10 protein-coding genes are annotated in these 18295 nt (G+C 62.9%); 4 read left to right on the forward strand and 6 right to left on the reverse strand.

Annotation, left to right across the window (positions count from 1 at the left end):
• Positions 1 to 28 precede the first annotated feature (28 nt).
• Genes ACE1EY_RS03055 through ACE1EY_RS03065 form a run of 3 tightly spaced genes read right to left on the reverse strand, consistent with a single transcriptional unit; the run spans position 29 to position 10800 of the window.
• Complete coding sequence (locus ACE1EY_RS03055; protein ID WP_370299445.1) at positions 29 to 7573, reverse strand: tandem-95 repeat protein; 7545 nt, start codon at positions 7571 to 7573, stop codon at positions 29 to 31.
• Entirely contained in the window at positions 7570 to 9138 is a 1569-nt protein-coding gene (locus tag ACE1EY_RS03060; RefSeq protein ID WP_370299446.1) for a FecR domain-containing protein, read from the reverse strand. Before ACE1EY_RS03060 ends, ACE1EY_RS03055 begins: the two co-directional genes overlap by 4 nt.
• Before the next feature lie 15 nt (positions 9139 to 9153).
• On the reverse strand, positions 9154 to 10800 hold the full coding sequence (locus tag ACE1EY_RS03065; RefSeq protein ID WP_370299447.1) for a tetratricopeptide repeat protein: 1647 nt from the start codon (positions 10798 to 10800) through the stop codon (positions 9154 to 9156).
• Positions 10801 to 11117: 317 nt separating this feature from the next.
• Here ACE1EY_RS03065 and carA point away from each other — a divergent pair, with 317 nt between their 5' ends.
• Positions 11118 to 12230: a glutamine-hydrolyzing carbamoyl-phosphate synthase small subunit gene (gene carA, locus ACE1EY_RS03070; RefSeq protein WP_370299448.1), complete on the forward strand. Its 1113-nt coding sequence runs from the start codon at positions 11118 to 11120 to the stop codon at positions 12228 to 12230.
• A 40-nt stretch (positions 12231 to 12270) separates the two neighbouring features.
• Entirely contained in the window at positions 12271 to 15504 is a 3234-nt protein-coding gene (gene carB, locus ACE1EY_RS03075) for a carbamoyl-phosphate synthase large subunit (protein ID WP_370299449.1), read from the forward strand.
• 50 nt (positions 15505 to 15554) lie between these two features.
• On the opposite strand, the gene ACE1EY_RS03080 is transcribed toward carB, so the two are convergent.
• Together ACE1EY_RS03080 and ACE1EY_RS03085 are read right to left on the reverse strand one after the other, a co-directional pair.
• Positions 15555 to 15950, reverse strand: coding sequence for a hypothetical protein (locus tag ACE1EY_RS03080; RefSeq protein WP_370299450.1), 396 nt, complete (start codon positions 15948 to 15950; stop codon positions 15555 to 15557).
• Positions 15951 to 15953: 3 nt separating this feature from the next.
• A complete protein-coding gene (locus ACE1EY_RS03085; protein ID WP_291514436.1) occupies positions 15954 to 16277 on the reverse strand; it encodes a DUF2834 domain-containing protein in 324 nt (107 codons plus the stop codon).
• A 130-nt stretch (positions 16278 to 16407) separates the two neighbouring features.
• Here ACE1EY_RS03085 and ACE1EY_RS03090 point away from each other — a divergent pair, with 130 nt between their 5' ends.
• On the forward strand, positions 16408 to 17244 hold the full coding sequence (locus tag ACE1EY_RS03090; RefSeq protein WP_370299451.1) for a helix-turn-helix domain-containing protein: 837 nt from the start codon (positions 16408 to 16410) through the stop codon (positions 17242 to 17244).
• A 6-nt stretch (positions 17245 to 17250) separates the two neighbouring features.
• On the opposite strand, the gene ACE1EY_RS03095 is transcribed toward ACE1EY_RS03090, so the two are convergent.
• Positions 17251 to 17709 (reverse strand): hypothetical protein, encoded by a 459-nt coding sequence (locus ACE1EY_RS03095; RefSeq protein WP_370299452.1) that lies wholly within the window; start codon positions 17707 to 17709, stop codon positions 17251 to 17253.
• A 189-nt stretch (positions 17710 to 17898) separates the two neighbouring features.
• Here ACE1EY_RS03095 and ACE1EY_RS03100 point away from each other — a divergent pair.
• Positions 17899 to 18295: hypothetical protein (locus ACE1EY_RS03100; RefSeq protein WP_370299453.1), on the forward strand; the 397-nt coding region annotated here is incomplete at its 3' end.

Below are 18295 nucleotides of genomic sequence, written 5' to 3' on the forward strand. Positions count from 1 at the left end.
CGAATGCCCGCGGCTCAGCCGGACCGCGTTACGACTGCTGGCCGCAGCTGTTGTAGTCGTAACTGATGTTGAAGCTCTCGACGGGTTCCTGGCCCACACCAAAGCTCAGGTCGACGGTGAACGAGCCCGATAGCACCTGCGTGAACACCCGGAAGCTGTAACTACCATCGCCACGGTCGATCACGTAGGTCGAGTTGCCTGAACCGACGGGATCCAGATTGGTGCGACCCGCCACGGTGACGTTGAAGGCAGCGTCGACATCGACAGCAAAGGCATGGCCAGACCCGGTTTCCGCCTCGAAGGCACTCGGTCGAAACACCACGTCGCGTTGCGCGTCGCCAAATTGGTCGCAGGCGAGTACGGTCATGTCGGGATTGGCGGCCGTGGGCAGTGTTGCCCCTTTGCCGAAGGGCTCGTGATAGCCGAGATCGAGCGCGCCATCATCGAAGCGGCCGTCTACCTGTGTTGTTGTGTTGCCCAGCTCCTGCCCTTCGGCGCTGCGCGTGGTGTCGAAGTCCTCGGATGCGTTGCTCGGGCCAAGGTAGAAGCTGGCACTGAAGTCTGGGTTTGCGGTGGTGGCATTGCCGCCAACCGCGGTGACCAGGTCATTCGAGCCAATGGGCGAACCAAGCGTCAAGACATCTTCGATGTTGTTGAACTCGATCAGGTTGCCGATGGTGAAGTCGCCATCGTCGGTCACCGGGCCTTGATAGTTCTCCATGCCTGTGGAGCCGGTGGTATCGCCGTCGTCGTTCGACCACAGGATGTTGTCACGCAGTTCCAGGCCGGAAGAGGCGAAATCGGCGTACAAACCGCCGGTGAACTCAGCCTGCTGACTCTGGTTGAGCGCAAAGGTGTTCAGGGCGATCTGTGCAAGCCCCGCGCCCTGACGCGACACGAAGACGCCGCCGCCGTGGTTGCTGAGTGAGGTGTTCCCGACGATCAGATTGTTGTTGAGAATGGTCGACGAGCTGGAATCGGCCACATAGACGCCGCCGCCGCTGGTGATGGCGCCGTTGGACAGGATCATGCTGTCGTAGATCTCGACGACGGCCGCGTTGTCCGCATAGACGCCGCCACCCAGGTCGATCTGGCCGCCACCGAAACCGCTTTGATTATTGGCAATGCGGGTGCCGATGATGCTCAGGAAGCTATTGGGTCCGGCGTAAACGCCGCCGCCGCCCTGAGGTTCGGCGACGGAGGGGAAGCCGGCGGCGCGATTGCCGTGGACGTCGGAAAACGCGATATCGACAAAGCCGGAGGCGATTGCCACGCCGCCGCCCAGCGCGATGCTGCTTCCACTCTCTGCACTGTTGTCCTGGACGACACTGGTGCTAATGAGCACCGACGAGTCATTGTCGACATGGATACCGCCGCCAAAGTTTGCGTTGTTGCCCGTGACGATCACGTCCGACAGCACCAGGTCCGTGGGCGTCGTGGGGCCGACATCAATGCCGCCGCCCTGAGAGCCGAAGCCCCCGGTGAACGTGACGCCGCGGATGTAGATGCCGAAGGCGTTGTCGATCGTTGCGACATTGCCATCGCCATTGGTCGTGAAGATGGTTTCAGGGTCGGCGATATGATCGTTAGGCCCGAGCCCACCGACCACGGCGATGTTGCTTCTTGCGATCTCGATATCGCCGAGGCGGAACTGTCCGCCGTAGCTGCCCGTTTCGTAGAGGTAGTAGACAGGGTCATTGCTGGCGCTGCCGTTGTTCTCGAAATCGTCCTGAACCTGGAAATGATCCACGTAGGCGTCATCCCAGCTCGTTCCGGTTCCGCCTGTCGATCCGCGGATAACCGACACGTACCGCACGACATTGGCCGTGAACGGGTCGGAGCCGAAGCCGTTTTCGACGCTGTCGCTGGCACCGTCGCCATCGGTATCCGCTGAGTTCGGATCGGTGCCGGTGAACAAGACCTCGTCGCCGTCCGACAGGCCATCGTCGTCGGAATCCGGGTTCTCGGGGTTGGTGCCGTAGATGTTGATTTCTTCGGCATCTGACAACCCGTCAAAGTCGCTGTCCACGACACCGAAATCGTCCCCCTCACCATCGGTGAGCTGCCCGCGGACTTCACCGCCCGGGTGCGTCGAGGAGTGCACGTTCAGGTACCAGCCACCCGCCAGCATGGTGTCGACGTCCTGGCTGCTGATCGCGGTCTGTTCGACGAAGTACGCCTGCGCATCCACTGGGTCGGCCTGCAGGGTGATGACGATCGGCCCGTTTTGACCGAAGGGGGCCTCATGCAGGTGCGCCTGTGTCGGCGTGAATCCGCTCACGGTCACATCGGCATCGAGATGGAGATCGCCCTCGTCGTGCAGGTGCAAGACGACATAGCCGAGGCCGCTTGCGGATGTGTCCACCGGCGGAACCTCTTGCTGACCATCAAGGAACACCGGTTCGATGGTCGTCATCACGTCGAAGAAATCCCAGGCCGTGACGTACTGCGCGTCGTAGCTCGCGTCGCCATTCGCGTCGACCGAAACCTGGACCGTGCTACCCAGCGAGGTCACGAGGGAGGTCATGCCGCTGATCAGGTCGGAATACTGGACCGTGCCCGATGTCGGGTCTTCCGGCTTGGCTGCGGTGGAGAATTCGAAGGTATCCAGCGGACCGATCGCGGGGTTGTTGGGGTCGGTTTGCACCTGCCAGTCGAGCACCGTGACGCCGTTTCCATCCTTGGCCGTCAGCCGATAGCTGGTCTCGTACAGATGGGAGCCGTTGACGGTATCGAGCTGCGTCGACATTGCAAACGGGGCGGGCAGGGCGAGCGAACCGCTATCGCCATCCTCGCAGCTGAAGTCGACCGTCTGATTGTTGCCGCCGTCCTCAACGCCGTAGTAAAGGCCGGTCTCGCCCTGCGCGAACGTGAGCAACTGCCCGGCGAAGTTCTGGTTGCTGGTGCAGCCATCCTCGGCGTCACTGAATCCTTCGGAGACGATGCGCCACTGGTAGTTGCGCTCGTTGCCGGTCGCGGACTGCGCATCGACATTGGGCAGATTCTCGACGCTTTGATCGGCGACATCGATGTCGAACAGCAAGGTGCCGTTGTAGATTGCGTCGATGATCGGCGCCTGATTTTCAATCAGACAGTCGGTGAACGTGATGCTGGCCGAATCACCAGCGGTGATGCTGGTGCTGTTGTCGGCATCCTCGAAACTGGAACTCAGCGTGCCGGTCGAGCAACTGGGGTCCGAGCCGTCGAAGATCATGATCGGGTTCAACGCGAACCAGCCATGAATGATGTCGGAGGGGTCGATAGCGGTTTCGTCGATCCCGCGAGCCGACGCGTACTGAACGCTGGCACGGCTGCGCGGCAGGTTGTTAAGCCCCCAGGTGACACGAATGTCCGCGATACGGGCGTCGCGACCGTCAAAGACTTCTGCGGTGAGCAGCGTTGTCCCGCTGCCGTCAGCGGGCGCCATCCAGGTGGTATTCGTGCCGGTCTGACTGGTGAAGCTGCCGGTGGTCGCGTACCACTGCACGGACAGCGTGTCGCCGGTGTCCGGATCGCCCACCGTGGCGGTGAGGTTGATTGCACCTCCGGCATCCACCTGCATCGTGTCAGCGGCCAGCTCGATCGTCGGTGCGAGGTTATCGAGTCCGACATAACCGGTGTCGAGCGCACCCATCATCAGCCAGCGCTGGTAGAACGCCCCCGGTTCGTTACGGAACCCACGCAGGGCCAGGACCTCGCCGCTTTCATTGACGTAACCTTCGAAGAAGGTCGAACTCGGGTCGACCTGATCGCCGGCCAGTTCGATCAGCACGGAACCACGGTCCTGCGTTGTGTAGGTACAGGCCCAGGCTTCGGCAGGTGCGTCGTCGCCAGGCAGGGCATCGAAGGGCGCGATGTCATCCGGACGACCGCTGAGAAACAAGCTCTGGCCTTCGCGGAAATTCAGCACGCAGGCGCCGTCCGCCATGAAGTTCAGCGTCGCTGACTGAAGCAGGTAAACATAGGATTCGCCGTCATCCGCCGAGCGCTCCAGCCCCAGCGCGTCAACACGATAGCTGGTGCCTGTCAGCGCGGCGGTGGTCGCCGGGCGGCGCACGCCAAACTGCAGGATCTGCTCCACGGCGGTAACCGACTGGCCGGAATCCTCGGTGATCGTCTCCTGCAACACCAGTAGTCCGCCATCCGGCGACGCGAAGCCGCTGGCATTGCCATCCGGGCTGCCCTGATCGGAGTAGCTCGCTGTGAGCGTGCCATCGGCATTTGCCGCGTAGGTGGTCACGAAACCAGTGTCCGGTCCGTCCTCGCTGCTGATGGTCGTCAGTGGACTGCCAAACGGGTCGTAACGCATCTGCTCGCTGGCAAAGCGTTCATCACCGGCCGTCGCGCCGTTGGCGTCGATCGTGTGCTCGACCAGGAAGGCTTCGGCGGTCATCGGCCCGGATTCCAGATTCACGGCAAGTCCGACAAAGCCGTAGTCGCCGTCAAGACGGGTGGTCTCAAAGGCTGCCGATTGGCGCAGCGCAAATTCGAACGCGAAGTTCGCACCGTCGGAGCGCTTGGCATTGGCGTTCAGGAAATCCGGGTTCGAATCACCGTCCGAGTCGCCGGTGCCGAAGACGTCATCACGCTCTGCGATGGCGAGCTGGTACATGTCGGCGGTCGTCGGCAGCAGGCGAATGGCAAGCGGATAGTCTCGCTCGAAGAAATCGTTCCCCGGCTCCTGGTATTGCTCGAAAGGGTCGTTTGCGAACAGCACGCCGGACTCGTTGACTTCGACCAGGAATGTGTCGGCAGGGTCGGTTTCGGGTGGAAAGAACTCGAGGAAGTATCCATCGAACGTTGCGTTGATCTCACCTTCGCCCGCACCTTGGAATGGCCCGGAGGTGAACTGCGCCGTGCCATTTGACGGAGGCTGGATATCGTAGCGACCGGTGTCCTGAAACACCGAGAACGTCCCGAATGCGTTGCCTTCCGTGCCCGCATCGGAATTGATCTCGAAAAACGCGGTGTTGAAGCCGGTTTCGGCGCTGCGCAGCAGCACTTCGATATCGAAGAACGGGAGTAGCGCGGATGCCTGTTGCGGATCAACGACGCCAATGGAGACGTCTGCGTAGCTGCCGGCGTCGCCCTCGCTGGGCGTGCCGCTTAGCGTTCCCGTGCTGGTGTCGAAACTTGCCCAACTCGGCAGATTGAGCACCGTGAAGGTCAGTTCGTCGCCGTCCACGTCTTCAGCGGTGGGCGTGAACGTGTACAGGTCCCCGGCATCCACGACCGTGGGCGGGGTGCCCGCAATGGTCGGCGCATCGTTGACCGGAGCGATGGTCAAGGTCGCGGTCCGGGCGTTCGAGAACGCCTGTCCGTCGCTCACGACGAACGAGAAGCTATCCGTGCCGTTGAAATCATCGCTGGGGGTGTACGTGAAGCTTCCGTCGCTCGCGAGGTTGACGGACCCGTTCGTCGGCGAGAGTTCTCCGAGCGAGTAGCTCAAGCTGTCGCCATCCGCGTCATCGGCGGTGAGTGCGGCGGACAAGGGCTCGTCCTCGTTGAGCGCAAATGACTGATCTGTCGTGCTGGGCGGGTCATTCACCGCTGTCACGGTGATGGTCACCACGGCAGGATCGGACGCTGCACCGTCGTTGTCGGCCACGGTGTAGCTGAACGAGTCGGTCCCCGCGAAGTCCGCAGCCGGGGTGTAGGTGACCGTCCCGTTGGCCGTTACCGAGATCGATCCGTCGGTAGGGCCGGTGGTGACCAGAACACTGCTGGGGTCGATGGTGCCGTCGACGTCGGTGTCGTTAGCAACCACGTTGATCACGACCGCCGTGTCTTCGTCCGTTGTCGCCGCGTCCGCGTTGGCCACCGGCGCATCATTGCTGCTCGTGACGGTGATGCTCACGATGGCGACATTGGAGGGCAGACCCGCCTGATCGAAAATTCGATAGGTGAACTGGTCCGAGCCGAAGAAATTGGCGGACGGAGAGTACTGCACCGCGCCGGACGGCAGTACGGTCGCGGCGCCATCACTCGGGGCGGCGACCAGCTGCGTCGTCGTCGTATCGAGATCGCCATCGGCATCGGTGTCGTTTGCAAATACCTCGATGACGACCGATCCGTCTTCAGCGACGCTGGCATTGTCATCAACCGCAACCGGGGCGCTGGCCACGTTGTTCACGGTCACGGTTACCGTTGCCGATGCTTGCGCCTGACCATCAGAAATCGTGTACGCGAAGCTGTCGGTGCCACTAAACCCGGTGGCGGGGGTGTAGTCCACGGTCGTGCCTTGGCCGGACACGGTGGCTGTGCCGCCGTTAACCGGTGTGCCAACAGCGATCACGGTGAGTGGATCGCTTTCGGCATCGCTGTCATTGCTAAGCACGGGAATGCCCGTGACCGCGGTGTTCTCGTCCGTGGTGGCGGTGTCGTCATTCGCCACCGGCGGCGTATTGCTAGGCGAGGTGATGTTGACCGTGACCGTCGCGCTGTCACTGCCGCCATTGCCGTCGCTGATCTGGTAGCTGAAGCTGTCGACGCCGACAAATTCGGCAGGCGGCGTGTACTCGATGCCGCCCCCGGAACCCAGTACCGCGGCGCCCCCCGCCGAAGGCGTGCCGATGGAATCGACGCTGAGCGTGTCGCCGTCGGCATCGGTGTCATTGGCCAATACGTCGATGGTCACTCCGCCGCTGCCAACAACGATGTTGACGGTATCGTTGGCCGCGACGGGGTTGTTGTTTGTAGGTTGGAGTTCACCGCCGAGCGTGTCGGTGTCGACCTGGACCAGGACGGCCGCTTGATATTGGTCGAAGTGATTATTGCGGAAGCGACGAATTTCGTCGTTGAGGTCAAAGCCGCTGGGCAGCGTGCTCTCCGACTCCCCGATGGTGATCGGCGAAACGCCGTCGGCGAGGCTGTCGAGGCGGCCGTCGGAAAAATCGAACAGCACGGCTTCAAGCACTTGGTAGGTGGGCAGCGTACCCAAGGAAATCGCGATGCCGTTGAGATAGGACGCGAAACCGCCAAGCGTTAGCGCGTAGGCGACCTGTGCATCCGATGCGTCGGCCGCCGGTGCGACCGGATTGGCAGGTTGGACCGAGATGGGATCGAAGCCCAAGGCGGTTGCGGCCTGCGCCTGTGCCGCGCCGAACACACTGATGAAGTTGCTTCCCGCGGCTTCTCGCAACGCCCGCTGGTAGACCATCTGTGAAAACGGCGTAATCGCCAGGCTGTTCTGCCCGGCGGGCAGCAGCGAGCGGAGGCCTTCCTGCGCACCCAGCGTAATCTGGCGACGGGCGGCCGGGTCAGGTTCCGGATCGCCTTCATCAATGTACGTTCCACCGGTGGAAATGAGCAGCAACGGGCCTTCCGCCGGGCGCTCGCTGAAGCTGAACTCCCCATTGGCGTCGGTCGTGGCAACGCCCAGCGGGTCGCCAGCCGGCAGCCCAGCGGCGTCGATGGCATAGATCTCGATGCTGGCATTCACCAGTGGACCCTTTGAGGCCGTGCCCTGAATGCCGGACGGTGAGGACGTCGAGCCACCCCCGCACGCTGCCAGCGCAGTCGCGCTGATGAGTGCGAGCGGGAGCAGCCGTGCGCGGGGGCTCAAGTCAATCATGGTGAAGGGTCTCCGAAGACCGCTGCTCCGGTCACAGCGTCTGTGCCGTTGGTCAGGTTGTAGATCAGGCCGGCGCCATCAGGTATTGCGTCGCCGTTGTCATCGCCTGCGAAGAAGCCGGAGAACAAACCGCTATTGCCCTCCGAATTGCCGTTGACGGTCACGTCGTTGTACGAGCCGCTGAACAAGTTACCGTTGTCGCCGAACGAGCCGGAACCAGAGGCGTTCCAGACCGATTCGTTGATCGCGAGATTGACGATGCTGCTCACGGTTTGTTGGGTGAAGTTCGCCGCGAGTGATGCGGACCCAAGCACGCCGACGTTGCCGCTACCGTCCGTAGGGTTGGTGTTGCCGACCAGCGTGTAGGTGGCGGTGCCGGTGATGGGCAGCACCGGCGCGTTGTCCCCGGCCGGCCCTGTGATGTAGTGCAGGCTCTGGTTGTTCAGATCCAGGGCCTCCTGGCCCACACCCGCGATCGCGAGCTGGGCGACACCATCGGCCCACCGTCCCCAGCGAATGCCCGTATCGGGGTCGAACCCGATGTCACTGACCGCCGCCGAGCCGATGGCGTAGATGGCAGCGCCATCAGGGTGGCCCGCCGCGTACTCGACCAGTTCACCGTTTTGTCCGTACGTGACGTTAGTGCTGTTGCTTGCGCTCGCGAAACCGCTGGAGCCGCGATAGGGGCCGGTGCCCATGGCGATCGACGTCGTGGGCTGCGGCGGCTCTTGCTCGCCGTCACCAAGATCAGCGGGATCATCGGTGGAACGGACCTCGACCGGGCGACGATCACCGCTGTCATCATCATCGCCGTCGGCTGCGCCTCGCCGGCCGCCATTGCCGCCGCGCGTCAATTGCAACGGCGGCGCGCCGTCGGCGCCAAACTGAGCCGGTGGTTCTTCCAGTCCGGTCACGCTGCCGTCATTGCCGACGACTCCGAATGAATACGGCTGTCCTTCACCAAAGCTCCAGCTTTGGGTGCCGTCCGAGGTCTGTACGACAATGTCCACGATGCCGTCCCAGACAGCCAGAAGCATCTCGTCGCCGGCCATTTCGGTTTCGAAATGCGTGCCGCGGATGCCGATCGTCGCGACGGGCGTCTTGATTTGATAGGCCTGCTTGTCGGTCTTGCCGATCAAACCGGTGATGGTGCGAAAGCCGCCCTTGATCAAGCTCATGAAGGCGCGGCCGGATCGGCGCGTTCGGACCAGCGGCGCGGCGGGTTCCGGTGAAGCGGTCGAGCCCGTTGCCGCGGCGGCCACGGGCTCGTCAGCGACAGCCTCTTCCGGCACCTCGTACTCGGTCAGCTCATAGCGCGTGTCGGGCTTGAGGGTCAGCATGGCGCCATCGTCCAGCCGCACGTGCATGCGGCCGGAGAGGCCGGTGACCAGGGTGTCGCCCGATTCCAGCTCCAGGCCACGTTGTGCCGCCAACGCGGTTTCTCCGCGTTCGACGGAGGCACCTCCCAGCACGAACAACACTTTGCCGACACCGGCAAAACCGGGTGTGGCGAGACAGAACAGGGCAGCCGTTGCTAGCCCACGGGCAAAATTGGATCGGAGCATTGACGTTCCCCGTGTCTAAAATCCGCGTGACGCAGTAAACCCGACGACGAATCGGTCGTACTTGAAGAGCGTCACAGTTGAGTCGTTGTCGACGTAGCGGGCGTTGGGCGTGAAGACCCAGTCGTACGGCAACAGGCCGGTCCAGTTGGCGCTGGCATCAATGGAGAACTGGTCGTCCTCGCGCTTGAATCCGAAGAACGGATCCGGATAGTCCGCATTGAGCCAACCCATGGATGTTTGCAGCTGGATGTCGGTATTGGCCTGCCAGATCAGGCTGCCCCGTATCGCCGTGAGGTCACGGGAATAATCGGAGCCGGGCTGCCGGGCCTCGTCGTCTCCGATCGACAAGGCCAGACCCAAGGCCAGCGTCGGGACCGGCTGCCAGCGTACAGCGACGCTGGTCGAGAGTTGGTCGACATCGCGGCTTTCGATCGCGTCGTTAAACCGCAAGGTGCCGCGGCGCAGTTGCCCGGTGAGCAGTACCGTGGGAAAGGTGTATCCGGCGGTTAGGGTCGAGGCGGCACCCCGGTTGTTGTAGCCGCCGTCGAGCAGGCCGTAGTGGTACTCGTTGGCCAGGGCCAGGACGATGCGCTCCCAGCGCTTGGAGATCGCGAAGTCCACGCGCCCCAGTGTGCTGTCGACGAAGCTGGCGTCGGGATAGTGCCGATGGTCGACTCCGACGCCACCGCTGAATTCCATGTCGCCGGAGAGCGGCACGGCGGCCCGTAGCCCGACGCCCCCGCCCAGGAACGGTGAATCGGTCTCCTGGCTTTGGGGGTCTAGCTCAAATCCAAGAAACTGGTTCTCGCTGGTCGATGCGTTGACATTGTTGTCGAAGCCAGCCGTCGCGCGCACGATGCCGCGCCACCACTTACTCTCTGCCTGTTCGCGCTGCGCCATCGCGGCATTCGCCTGCGCAATGACTGCCGCGACGTCCTTCGGCGGAGCCATTGCTTCGATGCGATCGAACTCGGCACGGGCGCGATCGTAGTTGCGCAGAGCCATGTGGCTCAGTCCCAACTCCAGCCTGGCAGCGGCATCGTTTGGTCGTTGGTATACCACCCGCTGCAAGGCGATCACGGCATGGTTGTACTCGCCGGCATCCAGGGCCGTTGAGCCCAGCAGATAGTCGAAGTCAGGATCGCCGCCGAGCCGGCCTGCGAGTGGCAGCAGCTGTTCGAGCGCCTGTTGCGGCTTTCCAGCTTCGCGCAGGCGTTGTACTTCGGCCAGTGTCTGCTCATCGCTGGACGTCGTTGCGGAGGCGCGGATGACGGCGCCGCCAGCCGATGGCGTCGCCGCGGGGGGCACGGCGGTCGGCTGGGCGGTTTCCACGACTGGCGCAGTCGTCGCAGCGGCAGCGGGCGCCGAAGCCGAAGCAGCGGTCGGCGTCGATGAGGACGGGGCAGAGGTGGCCGTGACCTGGGGCGCCGCCGACGCGCTTGCAACGGCGGCGGGTGCCGGGGTTGCCGATCGCTGCGAGGCGGGCAGATTCTGACGGTCCGCCAGTGTCCAGGCATCGGCCGGTTTCGGCAGCATCAGCGACGCGTCGGCTCGCAACTGCTTGGAATCCCCGACGAAGGCTCGAGGGTTCGCCACGTGTAGCGCCTCGATCACCTCATAGAGCGTCATCGTGGGATAGCGCGGTTTCAACTCCTTCGCCACGCTCCAGAGCGTCTGCCCGGATTTGATCGGGCCGTATATCTCAGGGGCTTGCGCTCCCACACCCGACCCATACGCAACAACGCCGGCGCCCAAGACGGCCGCCCAAGCCTTTCGAAAACGAATCCGCACCCGTTACCCCTACGAAGTCCCCTGGCAGGAGCCAAGGTTATAGACGTGCGGCGAGGTGGTTGCAAACGATCACTCTCGAAAAAGGTGCGGCAGTTCGCGGTCGATTTGCTACAATTTCGTCCTACGTCTGTAGCGCGCAGGAATCCCTCGTTGCAATTGCATGATCTTGCCCAGCCCGGGGTACACCCGTGCTAAGGCCGGCCGTACTCGGCCTGGCGACCGGAGATATATTCCGGGGTGTTGCCATCGGAGCGTCAGGTTCCACTGTTGGCGAAGTGGTCTTCAATACCGCCATGACGGGGTATCAGGAGATCTGTTCCGATCCGTCCTACCGTCAGCAGGTGGTAACGCTGACCTATCCTCACATCGGCAACGTCGGTGCGAACGAGGAAGATCAGGAGTCCGGAAAGGCGCAGATCGCCGGCCTTATCATCCGTGAGCGACCGAGAACCCCGAGTAACTGGCGGGCCGCTGAATCGCTTCCGGCCTACTTGGAGCGCTTGGGGGTCGTCGGCATCGCCGAGATCGACACCCGGCGGCTGACGCGCATTCTTCGCGATCACGGTGCTCAGAGCGGTTGCATCGTCACCGACACCGACGATGCCGATCTGGCCGTAGAGCGAGCACGCGCGTTTCCAGGGCTTTCGGGGTTGGATCTGGCGAAAGATGCGTCGACGACAAGCCCGTACCAGTGGTCCGAACCCAGTTGGGGTCAGGTCGCGCCGAACGCGGACTACCACGTGGTGGTCATGGACTACGGCGTCAAGCGCAACATCCTGCGCCGCCTGGTCGATGTCGGCTGCCGTGTCACGGTCGTCCCGGCGGCCACGGATGTCGATGCCGTGCTTGTCTTGCAGCCGGACGGTGTCATGTTGTCCAACGGTCCCGGTGATCCGGAGCCTTGTGACTACGCCATCGCCGCCGCGCGTGCACTCATGGAGCGTCGTATCCCGGTGATGGGCATCTGCCTGGGGCACCAGATTCTCGGTCTCGCCTGTGGCGGCCGCACGTTGAAAATGAAATTCGGGCACCACGGCGCCAACCATCCGGTGCGCGACGAGCGCACGGGGCAGGTGATGATCACCTCGCAGAACCACGGGTTCGCCGTGGACGAGGACAGCCTGCCCGACACGGTGCGCGTGACCCATCGCTCGTTGTTCGACGGCACACTGCAGGGCATCGAACGCACTGACGTGCCGGCGTTCAGCTTCCAGGGCCACCCGGAGGCCAGCCCCGGTCCACACGATCTGGCGCCTTTGTTCGAACACTTCACGGCCTTGATGAGCACCGCAACACGGTGAATAAGCCGTTCCATCCCGACTTCGACCCGAACTGACACGCATGCCGAAACGCACAGATATCCAATCCATCCTGGTCATCGGTGCGGGACCGATTGTCATTGGACAAGCCTGCGAATTCGATTACTCCGGGACGCAGGCCTGCAAGGCGCTGCGCGAGGAGGGCTTCCGGGTCATTCTCGTCAACTCGAATCCGGCGACGATCATGACGGACCCGGACTCGGCCGACGCGATCTATATCGAGCCGGTGGTGTGGGAGTCGGTCGCCAAAGTCATTGAACGGGAGCAACCCGATGCCCTGCTGCCGACCATGGGCGGACAGACGGCACTGAACTGCGCGCTCGATCTCGCGCGTGAAGGCGTGCTGGACGCTCACGGTGTGCAGCTCATCGGTGCAAGCATCGATGCGATCGACATGGCGGAAGATCGTGAGCGCTTTCGCAAGGCCATGGACGAGATCGGCCTGGCGTCAGCGCAGTCCGAGCTTGCGCACAGCATGGACGAAGCGCGCCAGATTCAGGGTGACCTCGGCTTTCCGGTCATCATCCGCCCGTCCTTCACGATGGGCGGTTCCGGCGGTGGTATTGCCTACAACATCGCCGAGTTCGAAGAGATCGTGAAGCGTGGGCTGGATCTCTCGCCAACCCACGAAGTATTGCTCGAAGAATCCCTGCTGGGTTGGAAGGAATTCGAGATGGAGGTCGTCCGCGACAAGGCGGACAACTGCATCATCATCTGCGCCATCGAGAATCTCGACCCCATGGGCGTGCACACGGGGGACTCGATCACCGTGGCACCTGCGCAGACGCTGACGGACAAGGAATATCAGATCATGCGCGACGCCTCGCTGGCGGTCTTGCGCAAGATCGGCGTCGAGACCGGCGGCTCCAACGTGCAGTTCGCGGTGAATCCCGAGGATGGCCGCCTGGTCATCATTGAAATGAACCCGCGGGTTTCGCGTTCCTCCGCGCTGGCCTCCAAGGCAACGGGCTTCCCGATCGCCAAGGTCGCCGCCAAGCTGGCGGTGGGCTACACGTTGGACGAGTTGGCGAACGACATGACCGGTGGCGTCACGCCGGCCAGCTTCGAGCCGACGATCGATTACGTCGTCACCAAGATTCCACGATTCGCGTTCGAGAAGTTTCCGACGGCGGACGACCGGTTGACCACGCAGATGAAGTCGGTGGGCGAGGCCATGGCCATCGGTCGCAATTTCCAGGAGTCGTTTCAGAAAGCCTTGCGCAGCCTGGAAATCGATGCCGACGGCCTTGATGAAAAGCATGATTTGTCCGACCTGGATGCCGCGCGGCCCGAACTGATCGAGGCGATGACCACGCCGCGGGCTGACCGGATCTGGTCGGTGGGGGACGCATTCCGCGCCGGCATGAGCCTGTCGGAAGTCCACAGCGCCACCTCGATTGATCCCTGGTTTCTCGACCAGATTGAGGAGTTGATCTCGGCGGAGCGATCGCTGTCCGGGCGGACGCTGGCGGAGCTGGATGCCATTGAATTGCGCCAGCTCAAGCGCATGGGCTTCGCCGATCGCCGACTGGCCAAGCTGCTGGGCACGCAGGAGGAGGCCGTGCGCTCGCGCCGCCACCAATTCGGTATTCGCCCAGTCTACAAACGTGTGGATACTTGCGCCGCGGAGTTTCCGTCGGCCACGGCCTACATGTACTCCACCTACGATGAAGCCTGTGAGGCCGAACCCAGCGACCGCCGCAAGGTCATGGTGCTGGGCGGCGGCCCGAATCGGATCGGGCAGGGCATCGAGTTCGACTACTGCTGCGTGCATGCCTCGCTGGCACTGCGTGACGACGGGTACGAGACCATTATGGTCAACTGCAACCCGGAAACGGTGTCGACGGACTACGATGTCTCCGATCGCCTGTTCTTCGAGCCTTTGACCTTCGAAGACGTGATGGAAATCATCGAGATCGAAAAGCCGGAGGGCGTGATCGTCCAATACGGTGGACAGACGCCGCTGAAGCTCGCGCGTCGTCTGGAGGCCGCCGGCGCACCGATCGTGGGCACCAGCCCGGACTCGATTGATCTGGCGGAGGACCGCGACCGGTTCCAGCAGCTCGTCGAACGTCTGGAACTGCGCCAGCCGGCGAACAAGACGGCTCGCTCGGAGGCTGAAGCGCTGCGCCTGGCCGCACAAGTCGGCTACCCGATGGTCGTGCGTCCAAGCTACGTGCTTGGCGGCCGGGCCATGGAAATCGTCTACGAGGATGTGGAACTGGAGCGCTACATGCGCAACGCCGTCAAGGTGTCGAATGACGCGCCCGTTCTGCTGGATCGTTTTCTGGAGGATGCCGTCGAGGTTGACGTGGATGCCATCTCCGATGGCGAGTCCGTTGTCGTGGCGGGCCTGTTGGAGCATATCGAGCAGGCCGGCGTCCACAGCGGTGATTCTGCGTGCTCGCTGCCCCCGTACTCGCTGTCCGACGCCGTGCGTGCGGAGATCTGCCGCCAGGTGCAGGCGCTGGCCCGCGCCCTGCGCGTTGTTGGCCTGATGAATGCCCAGTTCGCGATCAAGGACGAAGAGGTCTATCTGATCGAGGTGAACCCGCGAGCCTCGCGCACGGTTCCGTTCGTGTCCAAGGCGACGGGCCATCCGCTGGCGAAAATCGCTGCGCGCTGCATGCTCGGGCAAACGCTGGACGAGCAGGGGATACAGTCCATCGACGCTCCGGAATACTTTTCGGTGAAGGAATCGGTCTTCCCGTTCGCGAAGTTCCCCGGCGTGGATCCTATTCTCGGGCCGGAAATGAAATCGACCGGTGAGGTAATGGGGATCGGTCGCAACTTCGCCGAGGCTTTCGCCAAGTCACTGGTGGGCGCCGGTGTCGAGATCCCCGGTCAGGGGACGGTGTTCATCTCGGTGCGGGACGCCGACAAGCCACAGGCGGTCGATCTGGCCAAGAGCCTGATCCATCACGGCATGAGCGTGGTCGCGACCCACGGCACAGCCCAATATCTGCGCGAGCACGGCGTGGAGTGCCAGCCGGTCAACAAGGTCAAGGAAGGGCGTCCGCATTGCGTGGATATGATCGTCAACGGCGAAATCCAGTTTGTCGTCAACACCACCGAAGGCCGCAAGGCCATTGAAGAATCGCACTCGATCCGTTCGGCTGCGGTGACCCAAAAGGTGGCTTATTTCACGACGCTTGCCGCCGCGAAAGCGACGGCAATGGCCATGGATTACCGCGGGCAGGTCACGGTCTACCGCGTGCAGGATTTGCATCAATACGGGATCGAGCCGGCAGCTTGAGCAAGTCAAGTCGGCGCCGTCCTGGTGGTGCCCCATCAAACGACGCTAGCTCAAAGCAATCGGCGCCCGACATGCAGGACACAGGCGAGTAGCAACGCCCCGAGCGCGATGACGTCAACGCGGGCAACCCGCATGAGTTCGGGTGTCAGCGCCGGATAGCCGCGTGCCAGCCACAGAAAGCTCGCGACACTGACCACAGCGCAGACCAAGGCGGGGCCGTGCAAGTCGGGTCTTAATGCAGCCAGCGCCAGTCCGACCCCCAGCACCCCGAACAACACGGCGCGGTGTCTTAGCAGCAGGGATTCGGCGGCGTCTAACGCCAGCGGTGTGCCGTACAGCGAGTGCAGCGTGGTGGCGCCCAGCAAGCCGATGGCCGGCGCGATGTGAATCACGCCGACCACCAGCAGAACGCCTGCGACGAGGCGGGTGAGCAGGGGTTCGATCATCAGCTAGCCGTATTGCGGCACGGGGCGGCTCGCGTCGCGTGTCACCCACTCCCGTCGAATCAGGTACAGCAGCGGGCCGAACGAGCCGGCGGTCAGCGTGATCAGCACATACGGCCAGACCGCCACGCCACGGTGTCGGGCATCCCGAACCATCCAGGCGATGGCGAGACAGCACACAATCACCACGTCCGCGAGAATCTGTAGTGCGCCGGGATTGGCCATGCCGGCCTTCCAGATGCCCAGGTAGCCCACCTGCACCATGCTGTAGGCGCTCAGGGCAGAGAAGCCGAGCAATACCAACACCAGGGTGATCAATTTCCAGTTCATGAGTCAGACTCCGAGTTTGCGAGCCAGTACCATCGGCTGAGGGCTGACTCGCCACAACTACCTGCGAGGTCGTTGCCGTGGGTGCGTTCTCGCGCCACGATGCGCCGCAAGACCGGACGAGATGGAATCAATGGCGCTCACACAACAAGAGGTTCAGCTCGGGTTCGCACGTCAACTCAAGAGTTGGCGCGCGGCTCGCAAGCTATCGCAGTTGGAGTTGGCGATGAGCGCCGGCGTTTCACAGCGACACATCAGTTTTCTGGAAGTCGGGCGGGCGCAGCCGAGTCGCGAGATGGTCGCGCAGCTGGCCGCCGCCCTGGACATCCCGCTACGCGAGCAGAATCTTCTGCTGTCGGCAGCAGGGTTTGCTCCCGCGCACACGGAAACGGCCCTGGATGAACCGGGCATGGCGCCGGTGCGAGCCGCGTTGGAGATGATGCTGACGCACCATGAACCGTTTCCGGCGACGGTCGCCGATCGTGCCTGGAACCTGTTGCAGGCGAATGCGGCGATGGGTTGCCTGCTTCGTCTGGCCGGTGACGTTGAGGCCATGTGGGCGCGGGTGTGCCCGGAAGGGACGCGCAACTTGATGAAGCTCACCTTGCATCCTGATGGCCTGCGTTCGTACATCAGCAATTGGGAGGACGTCGCGGCGGAAATCATGACGCGGACGCGCCGAGAGGCTGAGGTCACCGGCAGCGCCGCGTTACAGGCACTTCTGGATGAGGTGGCAAGCTATCCGGGCATCCGAGCCGAGTGGCAGCTGTCCCAGTGGGGACAAAGCCCGGCGCCCGTGTTACCCGTCGACTTTCACAAGGACGGGTTGGAACTTCGTTTATTCACGATGGTGGCGACCTTTGGCACCCCGCAGGACATCACGACGGATGAACTGCGCGTGGAGTCGTATTTTCCGGCCGATGCTGCCACCGATACGATATTGCGCAAGCTGTCACAGGCTGCCGCCTAGGCGGATTCAGCCAGCGGGTGTCGGATCCAGCCGTGCCTGAACCAACGCACCAATCTCCGGGATGGTCGCCGCGAACTCGCTATCGATTGTTGAGCGCAACTGCGGGTAAAACTGCCTGAGTGTGTCGTGCTGGGTGTTCTCGATGCGCCGGTCTGTCACCGACAGCAAGGCTTCGGTGACCTCCGATTGCCGCTCGGTCAGGTACGCCGCGAAGTTGTCGCCTCCCTGTGCCTGGAATGCTTCGAAATAAGGCTCCAAGGCCGTGCAAAATTCGGGGAGAAGACGGTCGATGAGCAGCGGAAGTACCGGCTCGCCGCGGCGAGACTCCGCGACCTTCAGCGCTGTTTTCAATGCCATTCCGGAGAATCCGGACCGTGCGGAAATCTGGGCGGCAACGGCGCCGGCGAGGCGTCCGACCGCAATGGCGCGATATTCGTCGGCGAGCAGGATGTCGGCAAGCGTCATGTAAACGGTACTCCAACGTAATGAGAGGCGGTGTCGCCGTTCCAGTTCCGGCTTAGATAGGCATGTCCGCGCACGGTATTTGTGACCGAGTATGCGAATTGCATGCCGGTCCATGGCAGACCCTCGCGGCGTGGCGCGAATCCTGCTGGTCCGATGTTCCCATAGTGGGGAGCTGACAGGGAGCAAGTCATGCAGGCAACACTGGGTCGGCGGCCGGCAATGCGCCGCAAAGGGGACAGCAAGCGTTCGATGGTCCGCGTGGTATTGCGCGGAGCCGCAGGGGTGGGACTGCTGCTGCTGTTCGTGTTCAAGGAAGTATTGATCACGCATGGGCTATTTCTGCGCACGTTCTTCCGGTCATCGATCTCTGCCACCCCACCACCGATCAAGCTGGACATCGGCTACTGGAACAAGCTCCAGTTCAAGACCATTCTGATCCTACGCTATCTGGCCAAGGACCAGTTCGCTTACCAGCGCTGGATGAAGCGCGTGCACGATCGCATCCTGCATCGTCTGGAGGCGACCGGCGCGCCGGTGCAGTACGGCCCGTCTCTTCCGATTGCCCCGGGTGGGGCGGGAGAGCTGG

The organism is Abyssibacter sp. (genome assembly GCF_964229365.1).
GTDB lineage: Bacteria > Pseudomonadota > Gammaproteobacteria > Nevskiales > OUC007 > Abyssibacter.

Bases quoted from the DNA above. Each gene is read 5' to 3' on its own strand.
- ACE1EY_RS03080 (WP_370299450.1), bottom strand. From the start codon at position 15,950: ATGATCGAACCCCTGCTCACCCGCCTCGTCGCAGGCGTTCTGCTGGTG.
- ACE1EY_RS03060 (WP_370299446.1), bottom strand. From the start codon at position 9,138: ATGCTCCGATCCAATTTTGCCCGTGGGCTAGCAACGGCTGCCCTGTTC.
- ACE1EY_RS03085 (WP_291514436.1), bottom strand. From the start codon at position 16,277: ATGAACTGGAAATTGATCACCCTGGTGTTGGTATTGCTCGGCTTCTCT.
- ACE1EY_RS03090 (WP_370299451.1), top strand. From the start codon at position 16,408: ATGGCGCTCACACAACAAGAGGTTCAGCTCGGGTTCGCACGTCAACTC.
- ACE1EY_RS03095 (WP_370299452.1), bottom strand. From the start codon at position 17,709: ATGACGCTTGCCGACATCCTGCTCGCCGACGAATATCGCGCCATTGCG.
- carB (WP_370299449.1), top strand. From the start codon at position 12,271: ATGCCGAAACGCACAGATATCCAATCCATCCTGGTCATCGGTGCGGGA.
- ACE1EY_RS03055 (WP_370299445.1), bottom strand. From the start codon at position 7,573: ATGATTGACTTGAGCCCCCGCGCACGGCTGCTCCCGCTCGCACTCATC.